Below are 16,746 nucleotides of genomic sequence, written 5' to 3'. Positions count from 1 at the left end.
TTTTTGATAGGATTTTCCTACGGGTTTTACCCCGTTAGGAAAAGTCCAAAAAAAGTCAAAGATTTGTGATATGAACTACAAACAATTAACTTTCGAACAAAGGTACTCAATAGAATTAATGCTTAAGGCAAAAATTAGTAAAAAAGAGATTATTAAATCACTTTGTATTAATGAAAGTACTTTTTATAGAGAATTGAAAAGGAACTCAAAACCTAGGACTTATAGTGCTAAACACGCACAAAAATTAGCTGATGAGCGTAAAAAAGAAGGCCATTATAAGACTATTTTTTCAACGGAAATGAAAAAAATAATCAAAGAAAAAATGATTAAATTTCAATGGTCTCCAGAACAGATAGTTGGTTGGTGTAAACTTAAAGCAATACAGATGGTCTCTCACGAGCGAATTTACCAATATGTTTGGCAAGATAAAAGACAAGGAGGATTGCTTTATAAAGAACTACGAACAGGTCAAAAAAAATATAAAAAAAGGTATGGAAGTAAATCCAATAGAGGACAAATACCCGATAAAGTGTCTATAGAAAAACGTCCAAAAATTGTAGAACTCAAAGAAAGAGTAGGTGATTTAGAATCTGATTTAATTATAGGAAAAGACCATAAAGGAGCTTTATTAACCATTGTAGATCGCTATTCTAGTTTTTTATGGATTGAAAATGTGACAGGAAAAAAAGCAGATATGATTACAAAAATGACTATAAACACTTTAGCACCACATAAAAAATGGGTTCGAACAATTACCAATGATAATGGAAAAGAGTTTGCAGGACATAAAAAAATAGCAGAAAAATTAAATTGTGATGTCTATTTTGCTCACCCTTATAGCTCTTGGGAACGTGGACTTAACGAGTATACGAACAAACTTATCAGACAATATTTCCCAAAAAATGAACACTTGGATAATGTCAAACAAAAGGATATTTTTGAAACGGTAAACAAACTCAATAATAGACCAAGAAAAAAGTTAGGATACAGAACCCCTAAAGAGGTTTTTTATCAATTTATTAACCAAAATCAAAAACTTGCACTTGGTACTTGAATCTACGATTGATAAAAAAAAGGAATTTCATTCGTGAAATTCCTTTTTTTTGAATACAATAAGACTGATTTTGGTTCCATTAAGAAATTAAGATCAATCGTTATAAATGAAAGATTTTATATAGTTTTACCTCCAGTTTGTTACTCAGATTCGTTCAATTTGTTACTCTAATACGTCCAGTTTGTCACTCTGAAAAGAGTTTTATCCACTTTTTTCGTTAGATGCTTACAGCATGAAAAGCTAGGTGTTTTTTTGAAATCCTTTTTACGGTTTTGCACAATTAAACCTTGTAGTTTTTTACCTCTAGTTTGTTACTCAGATTCGTTCAGTTTGTCATTCTAATACGTCCAGTTTGTCACTCTGAAAAGAGTTTTATCCACTTTTTTCGTTAGATGCTTACAGCATGACAAACTAGGAGTTTTTTTGTAATCCTTTTTACGGTTTTGCACAATTAAACCCTGTAGTTTTTTACTTCCAGTTTGTTACTCAGATTCGTTCAGTTTGTTACTCTAATACGTCCAGTTTGTCACTCTGAAAGAATCTTATCCCACTTTTTTCGTTAGATGCTTACAGCATAACAAACTAGTGTTTTTTTGAAATCCTTTTTACGGTTTTGCACAATTAAGTCCTGTAGTTTTTTACATCCAGTTTGTTGCTCAGATTCGTTCAGTTTGTTACTCTAATACGTCCAGTTTGTCACTCTGAAAGAGTCTTATCTACTGTTTCTGTTAGATGCTTACAGCATGAAAAGCTAGGTGTTTTTTTGAAATCCTTTTTACGGTTTTACACAATTAAATTCTGTAGTTTTTTACCTCCAGTTTGTTACTAAGCCCACCAAACCAAAAAGAATTTTTCCATTTCGCCATTTTCTTTTTTTAGCCAACACAAAAGAGAAAACTGTCTTTTTAAAGATGCTGTAGAAGAAACTACAAAATCTCTATAACTAAGCCAATTCACGTTGGTGTAAGGGGTAATCAACCAATCTTTTTTAGTAGGTATGTAAAATTTACAACCTTTAAATCGATGCAATTCTTTACTGTTGATGTAAAAACCAACAATACAATTGTTGTTTAGTTGTTTTAAATGGATGTTTCTATTTACATAAGGAAAGAATAATTGCGCTTTAAAATAAACCTGTTGTTCAATTTTATCAGGTTTTAGGTTGAGGGTTTTTAAAAATTCTAAACATTCATAGGAATAGAGAAGTGGTAGCTGTTTTTCTTTGAGTTTTGTTAGTTTTTCTAATAAACCTGAATTATGCAATAGATGATTTAAAATTTTGTATAAACGCTTATGATTATTAGCTTTATAGCGAATTTAACACATAACCCAAATGGTTAATCTCCCTATTGAGTATTCAAGTAAGAAAGTCACCCCTTTTGGAGGGATGAGCTTAATGAAGCGTTTTATTGATCAAACAGAAATTAGAGAACAACTAGCACAATTAGATTTACCTCAACCAAGCTCTAATGCAGGTTATAATCCTGCACATATAACTGAAGCTTTTTGGTTGAGTATTTGGACAGGAGCTTCTCGTTATATCCATTGTGATTGGTTACGTTATGATAGCACATTGCAAGATATTTTTGGATGGAATCGTATGCCATCACAAAGTACCTATAGTCGTTTTTTTGGCAAGTTTTCTCAAAAGCGCAATACAGAAGTATTTCCAAAGTTGCAACATTGGTTTTTCAAGCAATTAGATGTTGACAACTTAACTATAGATTTTGATAGCACAGTTATTACAAGATATGGAGAGCAACAAGGTAGCGCAAAAGGTTATAATCCCAATAAAAAAGGCAGGAACTCACATCACCCATTAATGGCCTTTGTAAGCCAAACCAGAATGGTTGCCAATGCTTGGTTAAGACCAGGCAATACAGCAGATAGTAGTAGCTGTAAAGAGTTTATGGAAGAAACCTTCAATGAAGCTTTAAAGGACAAAAGAGTTGGTTTAGTTCGTGCAGATAGTGGTTTTTACACACAAGATTTATTAGATTATCTAGAAGGCAAACAACTCAATTACATTATGGCAGCACGTATGTACCCAAATATAAAAAATGCAGTTTGGGGTTTGGATAATTGGATAGAACTCACAAAAGGAATTGAGCTTAATGAGATGATTTTTAACCATACAGATGGTAAGTCAAGGCGCTATATTGTCATAAAAAAGAAAGTAGAAGATCGTCCAAAAGCAGCTGGAAAATTACTTTTTGATGATCTGCCTGGTTATCGTTTTAGTTGCTATGTAACCAATCTAGATTTACCGCTAGACCAAGTTTGGAATATCTACAACACCAGAGCTGATTGTGAAAACAGAATCAAAGAACTCAAAGAAGACTTTGGATTAGATAACTTTTGTTTAAAGGATTTTTGGGCAACTGAGGCTTCCTTTAGATTCATTATGGTGGCTTATAACCTAATGAGTTTGTTTAGACATTTTGCCTTAAATCATCATAATCGAGCAACTTTAAAAACCCTAAAAGTCTATTGCTTTGCATTAGGAGCTTGGACAGTAAATCATGCTAACAGAAAGGTCTTAAAGATTGCTTTAAACACTAAAAAAAGACCTTGGATGGATGGCTTATTTTCCCAAATTAATGATTTAAGTCCTCCTTTTGTGTATTCCTAATGCATAATGCGGGATAAAGAATCTTTTCTATTCGGACCGATAAAATGTTCAATTTCTGAAGCTCCAGTAGTGGCATCATACAAATAAAATTTATAAATAACTTCTAAATGAATCGGCTTATTATCTTTTAACAAAATACAATCCAATTCTCCTAAAGTTCTTTTTTCTTGCTGAATTTGAATGTTTTCTGCAAGAATTTCTATATTATTTTCTTGTGAGATTTGAAAAGAAACAAAACGCTCTACATACTTGCCAAGTCGTAGGTTTTCGTTCATCTCAATATCGATTTTCACAAATTTATTTTTTACTTTAAATTGATTGAAACCATAAACAGTATTGCCAGTCCACAAACAATCTGTTTGTAAAAAACCATCATATCTATTCTGAATTTTTGTTGTTTTCTCGTGCATTAAAGCTCTATATCAATTCAGCAAAGTTACAGCATTAAAATTTTGTAAACCGTGAATCAAAAAAATCATCAAATTGTATTATATAAATTAACAAACTAAAAGATTGTTAGATTTTTTAAAATTCGTGTAATCTATAAAACCTGTGTCTTTTTTACTTTTTTTCAATCTATTTTCTACATAAATATTCGTAAATTTAACCTCTAAATTCTTAAAAAATGCAAATCGAAAAATCTACATTAAAATACTTAGAAGACTTAAAAAACAACAACGACAGAGATTGGTTTGCAGCTCATAAAGAAACCTATTTAAAAGCCCAACAAAATGCCAAGAACGTGTTTGCAGAAATTCATCTAAATCTTCAAAAACATGACGAAATAGAGAAATCTAAAATGATGCGTATTTATAGAGATGTTCGTTTTTCTAAAGATAAAACACCTTATAAACCTCACTTTGCAAATTCCTATTCAAGATTAGGAAAAGAATTAAGAGGTGGTTATTTTTTAAGAATTAGACCAGGAGAATCTTTTTTAGCGGGCGGATTTTGGGAACCCAATAAAGAAGATTTATTTCGAATTCGTAAAGAAATAGAATTAGATGCATCAGAAATTAAAGCCATTTTAGAAGAGAAAAATTATCAAAAACATTTTGGTGGAAAATTCGACAGTTTTAGCGAATTAAAAACAGCTCCAAGAGGTTTCGACAAAGAGCACCCAGATGCAGATTTATTAAGAAAAAAAGGGTTTATCGCCACTAAAAATTTTACGGATGAAGAAGTTTTATCATCTAATTTTGTGCAAGAAGTAGATAAAAGTTTCAAAGCTTTACGTCCGTTTTTTAACTTATTTAGCGATATTTTAACCACCAATTTAAACGGAGAACGAATGGTTTAAAATTTGTAGGAAACATGTTTTTAGAACGATTGTTTCAGAATAAAAAAACTTATTCTATTACAGAAATAATATCGTAAATAACATTTTGTAGCTTGTAATCATTTTCTGGAAAGCTTTTTAAGATTTGTAATCCTTGATAAGAGGTTAACAAATAATTCGCATACTGTTTGCTAGATTTACTATTATTTATGGCTCCTAAACCTTGTCCTCTTTTTACAATATCTTCAAATAAATCTAATAAATAGGCCTGTTGATTTTTTATCAATTTAAGAATTTGAGGCTCCTTATTTTTAGTTTCAGAAATATAATTCGGAATTAAATACCCGTTAATAGATTCGTTTATAGAGAGTTCTAAAATTTCTCGGATTGTTTTTAGAGGATTTGTAGAAGCCATCATTATTTTTTGAATGTCTCTTCTATATTTTGTTTCGCAAGTATAAAAACACTCGATAAACAATTCTAATTTACTGCCAAAAGTATTGTAAAGGCTAGACCTATTTAAATGACTTACTTCTACAATTTCTTGCATAGAAGTTGCACAATAGCCTTTGGTATAAAAAAGTTGTGTAACTTTAGTTAAAATCTTTGTTTTATTAAAGGAAGTGTTTTTCGACATAGAATTGAAACTATCATTTCAAAATTAATAACAGGTCTAGTTTACTAAAATAAGCATTAATTTAATTTAAAATGTAAAAAGAAAATTATTTTATAAAAAGAATATTAACAAAAAGAAAGTTCTATTGTAAATTTTTATCTACTTCTCTTTTTAAAACCCAAATGGTAATTAATGTAGATAAGGTATCTGCAATAGGAAAAGACCACCAAACTCCATTTACGCCATAATACATTGGTAAAAAATATGCCAAAGGAATTAAGAAAATTCCTTGTTTTAACAGTGTTAAAAATAGCGCAGGAAATGCTTTTCCTGCTGCTTGAAAATAAGCAGAACCAATTAATTGCATGGTTACAATTGGGGTAACTAAAAAAACAATGAGCATTGCATTTGGAGTTTTGTTTAGCAAAGTTGCATCGTTGGTAAAAATCCATATAATTTGTTCTTTAAATAGCACGATTCCAATAAAAATAATAGTGCCAATTATAGATCCAAAATAAATGGACTTTTTAATGGTTTCTTTAACTCTATCATTTTTTTCTGCGCCAATATTATAGCCAGCAACTGGTAAAAATCCTTGAGAAACCCCTAAAACCGGAGATAACGCAAACATCATAACCCTGTTTATAATTCCGAAAACGGCTATTGAAATTTCGCCTCCATAAGTAAAAAGAGAGTAATTTAAAACAATCATTAAAATGCTAATGGCACCCTGTCTTACCACAGAAACTCCACCTAATTCAACAATTTCTCGAACAATATTAAAATCTAACTTAAAGTTTTTCGCAATTATTTTTAATTCACTTTTAGAAGAGAAAAAGAAAAATAAAATGTACAATCCGCAACTCGCAAAAGATAGCGAAGTAGCCAAACCTGCACCCCACATACCCCAATTAAAAATTTTTATAAATAATACATCTAAAAGAATATTTAAAACTGCAGGAACCATCATTGCATACATGGCGAATTTTGGTTTTCCTTCGGCTCTTATTACAGGGTTTCCCATCATTGCAAAAGCCAAAAAAGGAACTCCATAAATAATTACGCCAAAATAATCGGACGCAATGGGTAAAATAGCTCCTTTTGCACCGAATAAATTTAAGATAGGAACACCAAAAACGTTACCAAGAGTTACAAAAAGAATGGCTAAAATTACGGTTAAACAAATTTGATTTCCAAACGTTAAAAAAGCTTTTTCAAATTTATTTGCGCCTAAAGCTCTTGATATGATAGAACTTCCTCCAATTCCAATTCCCATTCCAATCGAAGAAATTAAAAAGGCAATTGGCAAAACCACAGTAATTGCAGCAATTGCCAAAACACCAATCCATTGTCCAACAAAAATGGTATCGACAATCATATTTAAAGACATTACAAGAATTCCAATAGTGGCAGGAACTGCTTGTTTAATCAATAATTTGCTAATTTTTTCTGTACCTAAGTTACTTGCAAATTTGTTCATAAGAAAGTACAAAGAACGTAATTATAAACTGTTTTATCTAAATTGAAACAGCAATTGTTATTATAAAGTTATTTAAATTTTTAAGTTTGTAGAAAATTAAATTATGAAGTCTGTTTTCGAATTTAAATTTAAGGTAAAATCAGAAGATTTAGACGATTTAAATCATGTAAACAATGTGGTTTATGTAAAATGGATGGATACTGTTGCTTTTGAACATTGGACTTTTTTAACCAAAGAAGATCCTTTGAAACAATATATTTGGGTGGTTTTAAAACACGAGATCGAATATTTAAAACAAGCTGTTTTAGGTGATAAAATAACCGTAAAAACGTGGGTAGGAGAGACCAGAGGTTTTAAATCTGAACGTTTGATGGAATTTTATAAAAATGATGAATTATTAGTGAAAGCAAAAACAGTTTGGGGAATGTTAGATAAAAAAACATACAAACCAGCAAGAATTAGAGAAGATGTTTTAGCTGTTTTGTATCCTGATAAATAGAGATGATTTTTTTTCCTGCAAGGTCTTTTTTTGACCTTGCAGGATTTTGGAATGTCATTTCGAGTGAAACAAAGTGGAATCGAGAAATCTTACAAATCAAATCCGAATTTATATTCAAGTTTTCTCCACAAGGTCGAAATAACATTTTAAGGTCGAAATGACATTCTTTTGTCATTCCGAGTGAAGCCATAGCGAAATCGAGGAATCTTTGCATTGTAAGATTTCTCCACAAGGTCGAAATGACATTTGAGTTTATTTTTTGATTTTTGGTTGTTATCAATTCGTTGCTTTTTATACCTACAAGGTTTTTGGAAACCTTGCAGGAGTTTGAAATGTCATTTCGAGTGAAACGAAGTGGAATCGAGAAATCTTACAAATCAAATCCGAATTTATATTCAAGTTTTCTCTACAAGGTCGAAATAACATTTTAAGGTCGAAATGACATTCTTTTGTCATTCCGAGTGAAGCCATAGCGAAATCGAGGAATCTTTGCATTGTAAGATTTCTCCACAAGGTCGAAATGACATTTGAGTTTATTTTTTGATTTTTAGATGTTATCAATTCGTTGCTTTTTATACCTACAAGGTTTTTAAAACCTTGCAGGATTTTGGGATGTCATTTCGAGTGAAACAAAGTGGAATCGAGAAATCTTACAAATCAAATTCGAATTTATGTTCAAGATTTCTCCACAAGGTCGAAATGACATTCTTTTGTCATTCCGAGTGAAGCCATAGCGAAATCGAGGAGTCTTTGCATTGTAAGATTTCTCCACAAGGTCGAAATGACATTTGAGTTTATTTTTTGATTTTTAGATGTTATCAATTCGTTGCTTTTTATACCTACAAGGTTTTTGGAAACCTTGCAGGAGTTTGAAATGTCATTTCGAGTGAAACGAAGTGGAATCGAGAAATCTTACGAATCAAATTCGAATTTATGTTCAAGATTTCTCCACAAGGTCGAAATGACATTTTAAGGTCGAAATGACATTCTTTTGTCATTCCGAGTGAAGCCATAGCGAAATCGAGGAATCTTTGCATTGTAAGATTTCTCCACAAGGTCGAAAAGACATTTTAAGTTTATTTTTTGTGATAAAAAATCTATTGAAACACTTTCTTAATTATTCCCTTCAATAAAAGTATCTTTGCAAGATATATTAGAAAGATACATTATGTCTACATTTTTAGCGCTAGGAATTAAAAAAGAATACTTACAAGGATTAAAAGAATTAGGAATTAAAGTTCCTTCAGAAATTCAAGAAAAAGCAATTCCTATTTTATTAAATTCAAAAACCGATTTTGTAGGTTTGGCACAAACAGGAACTGGTAAAACGGCTGCTTTTGGTTTGCCTATTTTACATGCTATTGATGCTGATAAAGACGAAATTCAGGCTTTAGTTTTATCGCCTACAAGAGAATTGGTGCAACAAATTAAAAAGCAACTATTTAAATATACAAAATACTGCAAAGAGAAAATCTTTTTAGAAGCTGTTTATGGTGGCGAAAAAATTGAGATTCAAATTGGTAAATTAAAAAGAAAAACCCATGTTGTAATTGCAACTCCAGGAAGATTGGTCGATTTAATTGAACGTGGAGAAATTGACATTAGTAAAATAAAAACCTTGGTTTTAGACGAAGCTGATGAAATGTTGTCTATGGGATTTAAACAAGATTTAAATCGAATTTTAAAATTTACCACAGGAAAAAGAAATACTTGGTTGTTTTCTGCAACAATGCCAGATGAAATTCAGCGAATTATTAAAACGTATATGAATTCTAGCGCGCCTAGAGTAGAAATTAATAAAAATACTTTAGTGAACGAGAATATTAGACATCAATATATTAAAACTTCAATAAAACAAAAAACAAACGATATTATTTCTTATATCGAAAAACGAGGTACAGAAAGAGGAATTATTTTTTGTAGAACCAAATTAGGGGTGCAAAACTTGTACAATCAATTAAAAGAAGAAGGTTTTTCTGTAGGTGCTTTGGAAGGCGATATGCAACAAAGAGATCGTGAAAAAGCAATGAGAGCTTTTAAAAACGGAAACATACAATATTTAATTTCTACAGATGTTTCTGCAAGAGGAATAGATGTAAGAGGCTTAGAATTTATCATTCATCATCAATTACCAGAACAGTTAGAATATTATACGCATAGAAGTGGAAGAACTGCTAGAGCAGGAAAAACAGGAAATTCTATTGCTTTTATTTTACCTAGCGAATTGGAAAAAATGTATCAAATTCAAAAAGAATTAAACATAAAATTCACAGAACTTAAAGTTTAAAATGAGTCTTATTTACGTTTTAGATATCTTAGGAACTTTTGCGTTTGCCATCAGTGGTGCATTGGTCGCTTCCGATAAAAAGTTCGATTTATTTGGCGTTTTAATCATCGCTTTTGTAACTGCGGTTGGAGGTGGAATGCTGCGTGACGTTTTAATAAATGCGCATCCTATCAATTGGATTGGAGATTTAAACTACCTATTTGTAATTTTTGCAGCAGTAGTATTTACTTTTCTTTTTAAAAGTAAAATAGCTCACTTAAGCAAAACCATGTTTTTATTTGATACAGTGGGTATTAGTGTGTTTACCTTATTGGGTTTAGAAAAAGGACTTTCTTACGACCTGCATCCAATTATTGCATTAATAATGGGAATGATTTCGGCTGTCTTTGGGGGCGTTTTACGTGATGTTTTAACAAATAAAATTCCGTTAATTTTTCAAAAAGAAATTTATGCTTCTGCATGTTTGGCTGGCGGAATTTCTTATTTAGTATTAAGTTATGTTCACATGCCAGAGAATATAATTTTTATTATTTCTGCTGCTATCATTATTATTATAAGAGTTGTTGCCGTAAAATTCGAATTAGAATTGCCAAAAATTAAAGACGATTTATTTACTAAAAGTTAGTTTATGAAACCATTAGTGTTCGAAAATCTTAAAGAGTTTACAACCATGGTTGGTAAGCAGTTGCCAACAGGAAATTGGTACACAGTTACCCAAGAAATGATTAATGATTTTGCAAACGCAACGTTAGACAAACAATGGATTCATATCGATAAAGAAAGAGCTAAAAAAGAGTCGCCTTTTAAAAGTACTATTGCCCATGGTTTTATGTCTGTTGCTATGATTTCTAAATTATTAGAAGGTTTATTTGTGATAAAAAGTGTAAAAATGGGCTTAAATTATGGGTTGAATAAAGTTCGTTTTCCAAATCCTGTTCCCGTAAATAGTCTATTACGAATGCTTGCTGAAGTAAAAGAAATAGAAACATTAGACAATAATGGCATTAAAATTACATTTTCTTGTTTGATAGAAATTAATGGACAAGAAAAACCTGCATGTGTTGCTGAGTTTTTATGTGTTTTGTACGAGTAATTTTAGAAACTATTAGCTGTAAAAATTAAAAAAAACCTCATTGATTTAAAAATCAATAAGGTTTTTTCTTAAAAGAAGAATAATACCAGTAATTTTAAATGGTATAAGGTTATTTTAAAAAACCATCTGCAATACATTTCTTAGAATACCAAATTAAGAAAATGCAAACAATAATTACCAAGATAGGCATTACAAAACTATTAACTTTTACGGTAGATAGTAGGTAAATTTGCTGTATGGTTGCACAAATTCCGGAAAGAAGAAATAAATAATACGCAACTTTCTTTTTAGCAAGTAAAAAAATGCATCCTAAAAAGCCTCCAAAAACAGCCAAAGCAAAAAGTGCTGTTAACCAAGCAGGATGTTCTATTAAAAGTTCTGCTTGTTGTTCTTCAGGTAATTTTGCAATCATTTCTTCGGTTACAAAAGCTTGAAACAAATAAGCAACTACGCCCATAAGATTCCATAAAAGTGCAAGTACGCCAATAATCCAAAAGGCAGTACTCGGTTTGGTAGAATTTGTTGTCATAATAAAAAAGTTTAGTGAATTGATTTTTTAATAAAAGTAATAAAAAAATAGTTTGCATGTAAAAAAGAATGGTGTTTTGGCAATTAAAAGATTGTATAAATATGAAAAATACGCTAAAAGTACAACGTGCCATTATAGATTTAAACAAGACGATTTGGCTAAAAAGATTGGAGTCTCAAGGCAAACCATTAATTCTATTGAAAAGAATAGGTATGCTCCATCGTGTTTGTATAAGATTAGTTGAGTGGTTTAAGTAGTAAATTTTATAAATAAAAACAGAATAAAAAGAATGCGAGTATTTTCGTAAATAGGCTATTAACAGCAATTAATTTTATACATTGTTGGCAACTGGGTGTTACATTTGGATTTTACTTTGTTCAATTATTAATTCAGATTATTTAATTCTCAAATTTGATTGACATATTTATAATACAGGCTATTCAATTACTAAAATTGATTAATAAAACATATTTTCAAGTTATTACTTTCATACTTTTGGTTGAAAGAATATAAAATTTGATTGATATATTTATAAAATGGTTTGTTAGTTTTATATTAACTTGATGTAAATTTTATTTTTGAGATGTTAGAATATTCAGGCGAGGTTGCACCATATATACTTTTTACATATTTTTTTACATTTTGAGCAATTGCATATAAGCCTGTTCCGTTTTCATATAGAATTTTATTTCTTTCTATTAGTTTCGTATTTAATTCGGCTTCTGTAATATCTACATTTTTTGTACTTTCTACTAAAGTTGTATGATAAGCTGTTAGATTTACTAATTTTAATTCTTCTAAATTTGGATTGTATGTTGGTATTGTAGCTAATAATTGTAAAATTTTAGAAAAATTATCTGCTAATTGCGTGTAAGATTGACGAGAGGTAGAAGCTGTTTTCTTTTCCTCTCCTGTTTCTTTATCTACTTCCTTCTTTTTCTTTTTACTACCTTGTATTAAATTATTTAAAGATTTTGCTTGTGCCAAAACACCTTCTGAAAGCCCTAAAATTTCTAATTGATTGATAATTCTTGTAGAAGTAGATTTTAAATTCAAATATGCTTGCTGTCTTGTATGTATCGCATTTTTATTCGCATTTCTTTTTTCTTCTACTTCTGTAATTGCATTTAAAGAATTGGTATATAAAGTATTTAGATTTACAATTTTTAAATTATCGACTGGTGGATTGTATGCAGTATATACTGTAACTTGTTCAATTAGTTTTTGAAGATTAGCTACATTTTTTGCATTTCCTGTTTCATATTGTTTGCTCATTTTTTTAATTTTTAAAAGTTATTATTGTAAATATAACGAATTCTTTTAAAAGGATATTGTGTTTTTTGTTGATAATGAGCAAGTAAAGTTTTTATTATGTAGTATTAAGCGGTAAGTTCTTTCCAAAAATCGCTATAAAAATTAGTAGTTTCCATTAGTTTTTTGTGATTACCAAAATTAGAAATTACTCCGTTTTCTAATACATAAATGGTGTCTGCAATTTGAGGTAATGAGTGTAGTCTATGAGATATGAAAATAATAGTTATTTCAGATTTTAGTTTCTTTAATAGGTTTAAAACAAACTTTTCTGTTTTTCTATCCATTGCAGAAGTAAATTCATCTAATAACAATAATTGAGGTTTTTTGTATAAAACTCTCATTAATGCTATGATTTGTTTTTGACCACCAGACAAATTAATACCTTCTTCTCCTAAAATTGTAGCAAAGCCTTGAGGTAAAGTATTTATAAATTCTGTAAAGCCATATTGTTTACAAAATTTCTCAATATTTTTAGGTGTATCTTCTTTACCTAATAAAATATTTGTGATTACATTCCCATTAAATATTGTAATGTCTTGTGGGATAATACCAATAATATTACGCCAATCTTCTGTATTTATATTTGGAAGATTAAATTGATTATTTATCATTATTGTCCCGTTTTCAAAAGGATAGAATTTTTGTAAAACTTGACCTAATGTACTTTTGCCACTTCCGCTTTCTCCAACAATGGCAATACATTTATTTTTGTTTACTGATATATTAATATTTTTAAAGAGTTCTTTCCTACCCGCAAAACGAAATGAAAGGTTTTTAATTTCTAAAGAATTGAATTCTGATAATAAAATATTTCCTCTATTTTCTTCTTCTATTGAAGTAAACTCATACATTCTGTTAAATGCTACTTTGGCTTCGTTAATTGGTATTGTAATTAATGCTAAACTTGCAACAGAGGGTAGCAATGAACCTGCAATACCTAAAATTGCCATTAATTCTCCTAATTGCATAACTTCATTATAAACCTGTGTTGAAGTGTAGACTAAAATACCAATTAAAAACAATACACTAAAAACACCTGAAAATATAGATAAACGAACATTTATTTTACCAAGATTAAATACTTTCTGTTGAAAGTTGCCATAAATTAATTGGTTAATTTTTTGAAAGATGGATTGTCTGTTATTATTTTTAATAGTTGCAATACCTTGTATGGAAGTTATATAATTACTTTCATTAAAAGCATACCCTTGCATCACTTCTTTCTGTGCATTGATAATACGTTTATTAAAACTATAAATTAATAAAAAGTAAAATGGTAAACTAACAGAAGCTATTAAACCTGTTTGCCAAGAATAAAAGAATAAAAAGCCTAAAGAAACAATAGTAACTAATACGTTTATGGCAACATTACCAATAATTTGACTTATGACACGTTGAACACGTTGTGTGTCATTTAACCTTGCAACTAATTCTCCTATTTTACGAGTATCAAAAAATGGTTTTGGTAAATGCAATAGGGAAGTGTAAAAGCTGTCTATAATTCTGTTATTAAAGTCTTTAGATTGTGTGATTAAGAAAAAGTCTCTTAATGCTGTAAATAATACTCTAATTAATAAAAGAAAGGCAACTAAAATAATACCTGTAATTAATTTAGTGAAATCTTTTGAAGGTAAAATATCGTCTATTAATTTTTGTGAAAAAATCGCCATTGCCATACCCAAAATGGCAATACCTAAACCTAACAACACACTAAATGAAATTAAGCGATAATCTTCTTTAAGCAATTTTAAAAACCATTGCTTTTTGTTTTTGTTTTGGGTTTCGGTTTTTACAAAATCTGCATTAGGTTTAAGTATTAAACAGGTTTTGGATTTCCAAATTTTTTGTAATTGCTCTTTTGTGTAAGTTGTAATGCCTTTTGCTGGGTCGCCAATAATGAATTTGTTATTCTCATATCCATAACAAACCACATAATGCTGTAAACGTTCCTCAATAACAACGTGAAGTATTAAGGGTTCTTTATGGTCAATAACTGCTTGTATATCGGCTTCATTACCTTGTGCAGTAAAACCTAATTTATTAGCTGCTTGATACAAACCTAACAAGGTTGTACCTTGTTTTGTTGTGCCACTTAACTCTCTTAAATTTTCTAAAGAATTAGTGCCGTCATAATATTGAATGATTGATAATAAACAGGCTACACCACAGTCTGATTGGTCTTGTTGAAATTTAAAAGTTTGCTGTAAGTGTTTTTGAGATAGGTTCGTTTTTTTAGTCATTTTGATTTAATACCCTTAAAATTCCGTTTGCGTTTAGTTGCCCTTTGTGTTTTTTAATTAAGTTGTTATTTTTATCATAGATTAGAATATACGGAATAGAATTGGCATTAAAAGTAGTAGAGAACACTCCTTTTTTGTCTTCTAAAAAGATAATATTTTCTTGATTATCTAATTTATACAATTCTACAAATTTTTTGATTGCCTCTGTTTCTTCAAAAGAAACAAAAATAAATTGAACATTTTTGAAATTTTTTAAATTTTGACTAACACTTTTAGCTTCGTGATGACAAAAGTCACAATCACTGTTGAAGTAAATGAAGATTGTAGAAGTGTTTTGTTTTAAGTCTGTATTTGAGAAGGAAGTACTATTTAAAGTTTGTAATTCAAACTTTGGAATGGTTTGTATTTGTTTTGCAATTTGACTTTTTTCTTTGGCTTTTGAAATTACATTGTAACCTAAATAAGAAATTAAACTAATAATACTTAAAATAATAATAAAAAGTACTTTTCTTTTGTTCATAATTAACTCATATTTAAGGTTAAAAACATTGCACCAACTACCCAAATTAATAAGCCGACACCATAACTGCTTGCTACTATTAAAAACCCTTTATCTGTTGTATCATTAATTTCTTTACCTATTAAATATGCTAGAATGAACCAATAAGCAACTTCAAATAGGTTTAGCACTTGAAATGGATAGATAAACCAACTTTCTAAACCTTGATATCCAACAATGTTTAATGCTGATAATGGATAGAAATATTGTAAATCTTGTAATGTGTAATTTATTTGAAAGAAGCAAAACCAAACTATTTTAAATACTATAACTAGTAAAAAGATAAATTCTGCTTTTACTACAATAGTAAAGAGCTTTTTGTACTTAATTTCTTTCCCAAAAAAGAAACAGCCTGCATCAATTATTGCAGCTATAATAGAAACTTTAACAAAAAGAAAGAGAGGAGTGAAAATATAAATAAGTTTTTCAGCCTTATTATTATATGACGTAACTTCTTGCAACTGTTCTTTTGAAAATTGTTCAGCTAAAGAAATCGATATCAATTCATTAATTTCTAAAAAATATTTCAATAAAAAAGATAAGAATAATGTTAAAATTGAAAGTATAAGAAAAAGCAGTATGTTTTTTTTAATCATTTATTGTAATGAATTTCTGAAATATTAACACGATTTTTTTTACAATATTCTATGATTGAGTCATATAAATCATTCATATTTTTGTATTGTTTTTTAAATAATAGATGTAATATTCCTAATTTCCATATATGAAACAGTCTGTAGCTATTGTTTTCCAACTTTATTAATTTGAATGAGTAGTAATTATTTCTAATTATTAATTTCTCATTCTTGTAAAAAAAATTAAGTTGGTAAGTTTTTTTGTAATTATACTCCAAAAAAGCAAAAAATGTATCCATAATTTAAAGTTTAACACCACTTTGATTTTAGAACCAAAGTGGTTATTGAATACTAATATTAACAAGCATTTGTTCCTTGCAAATCAAGACAGTTAGGTCCAAGAGCAATTAAGGCTCCTACAACAAGAGATCCTATTCCTCCAAAAATTGATCCTCCCATCATTCCTAAAACAACTGCTTGACCGCAAGATGCACATTCACCAGCATTAACTAATTCCATTTGATTTAATTCTAATGTATTCATAGTAAAATAATTTAAGTTATACCATTCGATATTTAGTTAAATTTTA

Annotated in this window: 18 protein-coding genes; 8 read left to right on the top strand and 10 right to left on the bottom strand. The window is 29.5% G+C overall.

What is annotated here, in order from left to right; genetic code table 11:
* Positions 1-70: 70 nt before the first annotated feature.
* Positions 71-1,054: an IS30 family transposase gene (locus JL193_RS01580; RefSeq protein ID WP_207970543.1), complete on the top strand. Its 984-nt coding sequence runs from the start codon at positions 71-73 to the stop codon at positions 1,052-1,054.
* A gap of 825 nt (positions 1,055-1,879) precedes the next feature.
* On the opposite strand, the gene JL193_RS01575 is transcribed toward JL193_RS01580, so the two are convergent.
* On the bottom strand, positions 1,880-2,317 hold the full coding sequence (locus tag JL193_RS01575; RefSeq protein WP_243456804.1) for a DUF1853 family protein: 438 nt from the start codon (positions 2,315-2,317) through the stop codon (positions 1,880-1,882).
* A gap of 70 nt (positions 2,318-2,387) precedes the next feature.
* Here JL193_RS01575 and JL193_RS01570 point away from each other — a divergent pair, with 70 nt between their 5' ends.
* Positions 2,388-3,686 carry an IS1380 family transposase gene (locus tag JL193_RS01570; RefSeq protein WP_207971324.1) on the top strand — a complete coding sequence of 433 codons (1,299 nt, stop codon included), beginning with the start codon at positions 2,388-2,390 and terminating at the stop codon, positions 3,684-3,686.
* Here the strand turns inward: JL193_RS01570 and JL193_RS01565 are convergent.
* The gene (locus JL193_RS01565) at positions 3,683-4,096 is read right to left on the bottom strand and encodes a DUF1853 family protein (protein ID WP_207972166.1); all 414 of its coding nucleotides are present in this window, start codon (positions 4,094-4,096) and stop codon (positions 3,683-3,685) included. The genes JL193_RS01570 and JL193_RS01565 overlap by 4 nt on opposite strands.
* Before the next feature lie 215 nt (positions 4,097-4,311).
* On the opposite strand from JL193_RS01565, the gene JL193_RS01560 reads away from it, so the two are divergent.
* Positions 4,312-4,986 (top strand): DUF2461 domain-containing protein, encoded by a 675-nt coding sequence (locus tag JL193_RS01560; protein ID WP_207972165.1) that lies wholly within the window; start codon positions 4,312-4,314, stop codon positions 4,984-4,986.
* 49 nt (positions 4,987-5,035) lie between these two features.
* Here JL193_RS01560 and JL193_RS01555 read toward each other — a convergent pair whose 3' ends face one another.
* A complete protein-coding gene (locus JL193_RS01555) occupies positions 5,036-5,602 on the bottom strand; it encodes a TetR/AcrR family transcriptional regulator (protein WP_207972164.1) in 567 nt (188 codons plus the stop codon).
* Positions 5,603-5,723: 121 nt separating this feature from the next.
* Entirely contained in the window at positions 5,724-7,061 is a 1,338-nt protein-coding gene (locus JL193_RS01550; RefSeq protein ID WP_207972163.1) for an MATE family efflux transporter, read from the bottom strand.
* Positions 7,062-7,164: 103 nt separating this feature from the next.
* Between JL193_RS01550 and JL193_RS01545 the strand changes: the two genes are divergently transcribed.
* The 4 genes from JL193_RS01545 to JL193_RS01530 all read left to right on the top strand — a co-directional run bounded on the left by JL193_RS01545 (position 7,165) and on the right by JL193_RS01530 (position 10,940).
* Positions 7,165-7,560, top strand: coding sequence for an acyl-CoA thioesterase (locus JL193_RS01545; protein WP_207972162.1), 396 nt, complete (start codon positions 7,165-7,167; stop codon positions 7,558-7,560).
* Between the two features lie 1,168 nt (positions 7,561-8,728).
* Positions 8,729-9,847, top strand: coding sequence for a DEAD/DEAH box helicase (locus JL193_RS01540; RefSeq protein WP_207972161.1), 1,119 nt, complete (start codon positions 8,729-8,731; stop codon positions 9,845-9,847).
* 1 nt (position 9,848) lies between these two features.
* A complete protein-coding gene (locus tag JL193_RS01535) occupies positions 9,849-10,472 on the top strand; it encodes a trimeric intracellular cation channel family protein (RefSeq protein WP_207972160.1) in 624 nt (207 codons plus the stop codon).
* Between the two features lie 3 nt (positions 10,473-10,475).
* Positions 10,476-10,940 (top strand): MaoC family dehydratase, encoded by a 465-nt coding sequence (locus JL193_RS01530; protein WP_207972159.1) that lies wholly within the window; start codon positions 10,476-10,478, stop codon positions 10,938-10,940.
* Positions 10,941-11,049: 109 nt separating this feature from the next.
* Here JL193_RS01530 and JL193_RS01525 read toward each other — a convergent pair whose 3' ends face one another.
* Positions 11,050-11,469 carry a hypothetical protein gene (locus JL193_RS01525; protein WP_207972158.1) on the bottom strand — a complete coding sequence of 140 codons (420 nt, stop codon included), beginning with the start codon at positions 11,467-11,469 and terminating at the stop codon, positions 11,050-11,052.
* A gap of 52 nt (positions 11,470-11,521) precedes the next feature.
* Here JL193_RS01525 and JL193_RS17430 point away from each other — a divergent pair, with 52 nt between their 5' ends.
* Positions 11,522-11,713, top strand: a complete 192-nt coding sequence (locus JL193_RS17430; RefSeq protein WP_367890022.1) for a helix-turn-helix transcriptional regulator — start codon at positions 11,522-11,524, stop codon at positions 11,711-11,713.
* A gap of 311 nt (positions 11,714-12,024) precedes the next feature.
* On the opposite strand, the gene JL193_RS01515 is transcribed toward JL193_RS17430, so the two are convergent.
* The 5 genes from JL193_RS01515 to JL193_RS01495 all read right to left on the bottom strand — a co-directional run bounded on the left by JL193_RS01515 (position 12,025) and on the right by JL193_RS01495 (position 16,700).
* Positions 12,025-12,744, bottom strand: a complete 720-nt coding sequence (locus tag JL193_RS01515; RefSeq protein ID WP_207972157.1) for a hypothetical protein — start codon at positions 12,742-12,744, stop codon at positions 12,025-12,027.
* Positions 12,745-12,848: 104 nt separating this feature from the next.
* Positions 12,849-15,023, bottom strand: a complete 2,175-nt coding sequence (locus tag JL193_RS01510) for a peptidase domain-containing ABC transporter (RefSeq protein WP_207972156.1) — start codon at positions 15,021-15,023, stop codon at positions 12,849-12,851.
* Positions 15,016-15,543 carry a TlpA family protein disulfide reductase gene (locus tag JL193_RS01505; protein WP_207972155.1) on the bottom strand — a complete coding sequence of 176 codons (528 nt, stop codon included), beginning with the start codon at positions 15,541-15,543 and terminating at the stop codon, positions 15,016-15,018. The genes JL193_RS01510 and JL193_RS01505 overlap by 8 nt, the downstream gene beginning before the upstream one ends.
* A gap of 2 nt (positions 15,544-15,545) precedes the next feature.
* Positions 15,546-16,178 (bottom strand): hypothetical protein, encoded by a 633-nt coding sequence (locus tag JL193_RS01500; RefSeq protein ID WP_207972154.1) that lies wholly within the window; start codon positions 16,176-16,178, stop codon positions 15,546-15,548.
* A 336-nt stretch (positions 16,179-16,514) separates the two neighbouring features.
* Complete coding sequence (locus tag JL193_RS01495) at positions 16,515-16,700, bottom strand: hypothetical protein (RefSeq protein WP_207972153.1); 186 nt, start codon at positions 16,698-16,700, stop codon at positions 16,515-16,517.
* Between the last annotated feature and the right edge of the window lie 46 nt (positions 16,701-16,746).

Origin of the sequence: Polaribacter batillariae, assembly GCF_017498485.1 — a bacterium.
GTDB classification, from domain to species: Bacteria; Bacteroidota; Bacteroidia; order Flavobacteriales; family Flavobacteriaceae; genus Polaribacter; species Polaribacter batillariae.
Note: the sequence above shows the minus strand (reverse complement) of the source record. Positions and strands in the feature narration are given on the sequence as shown.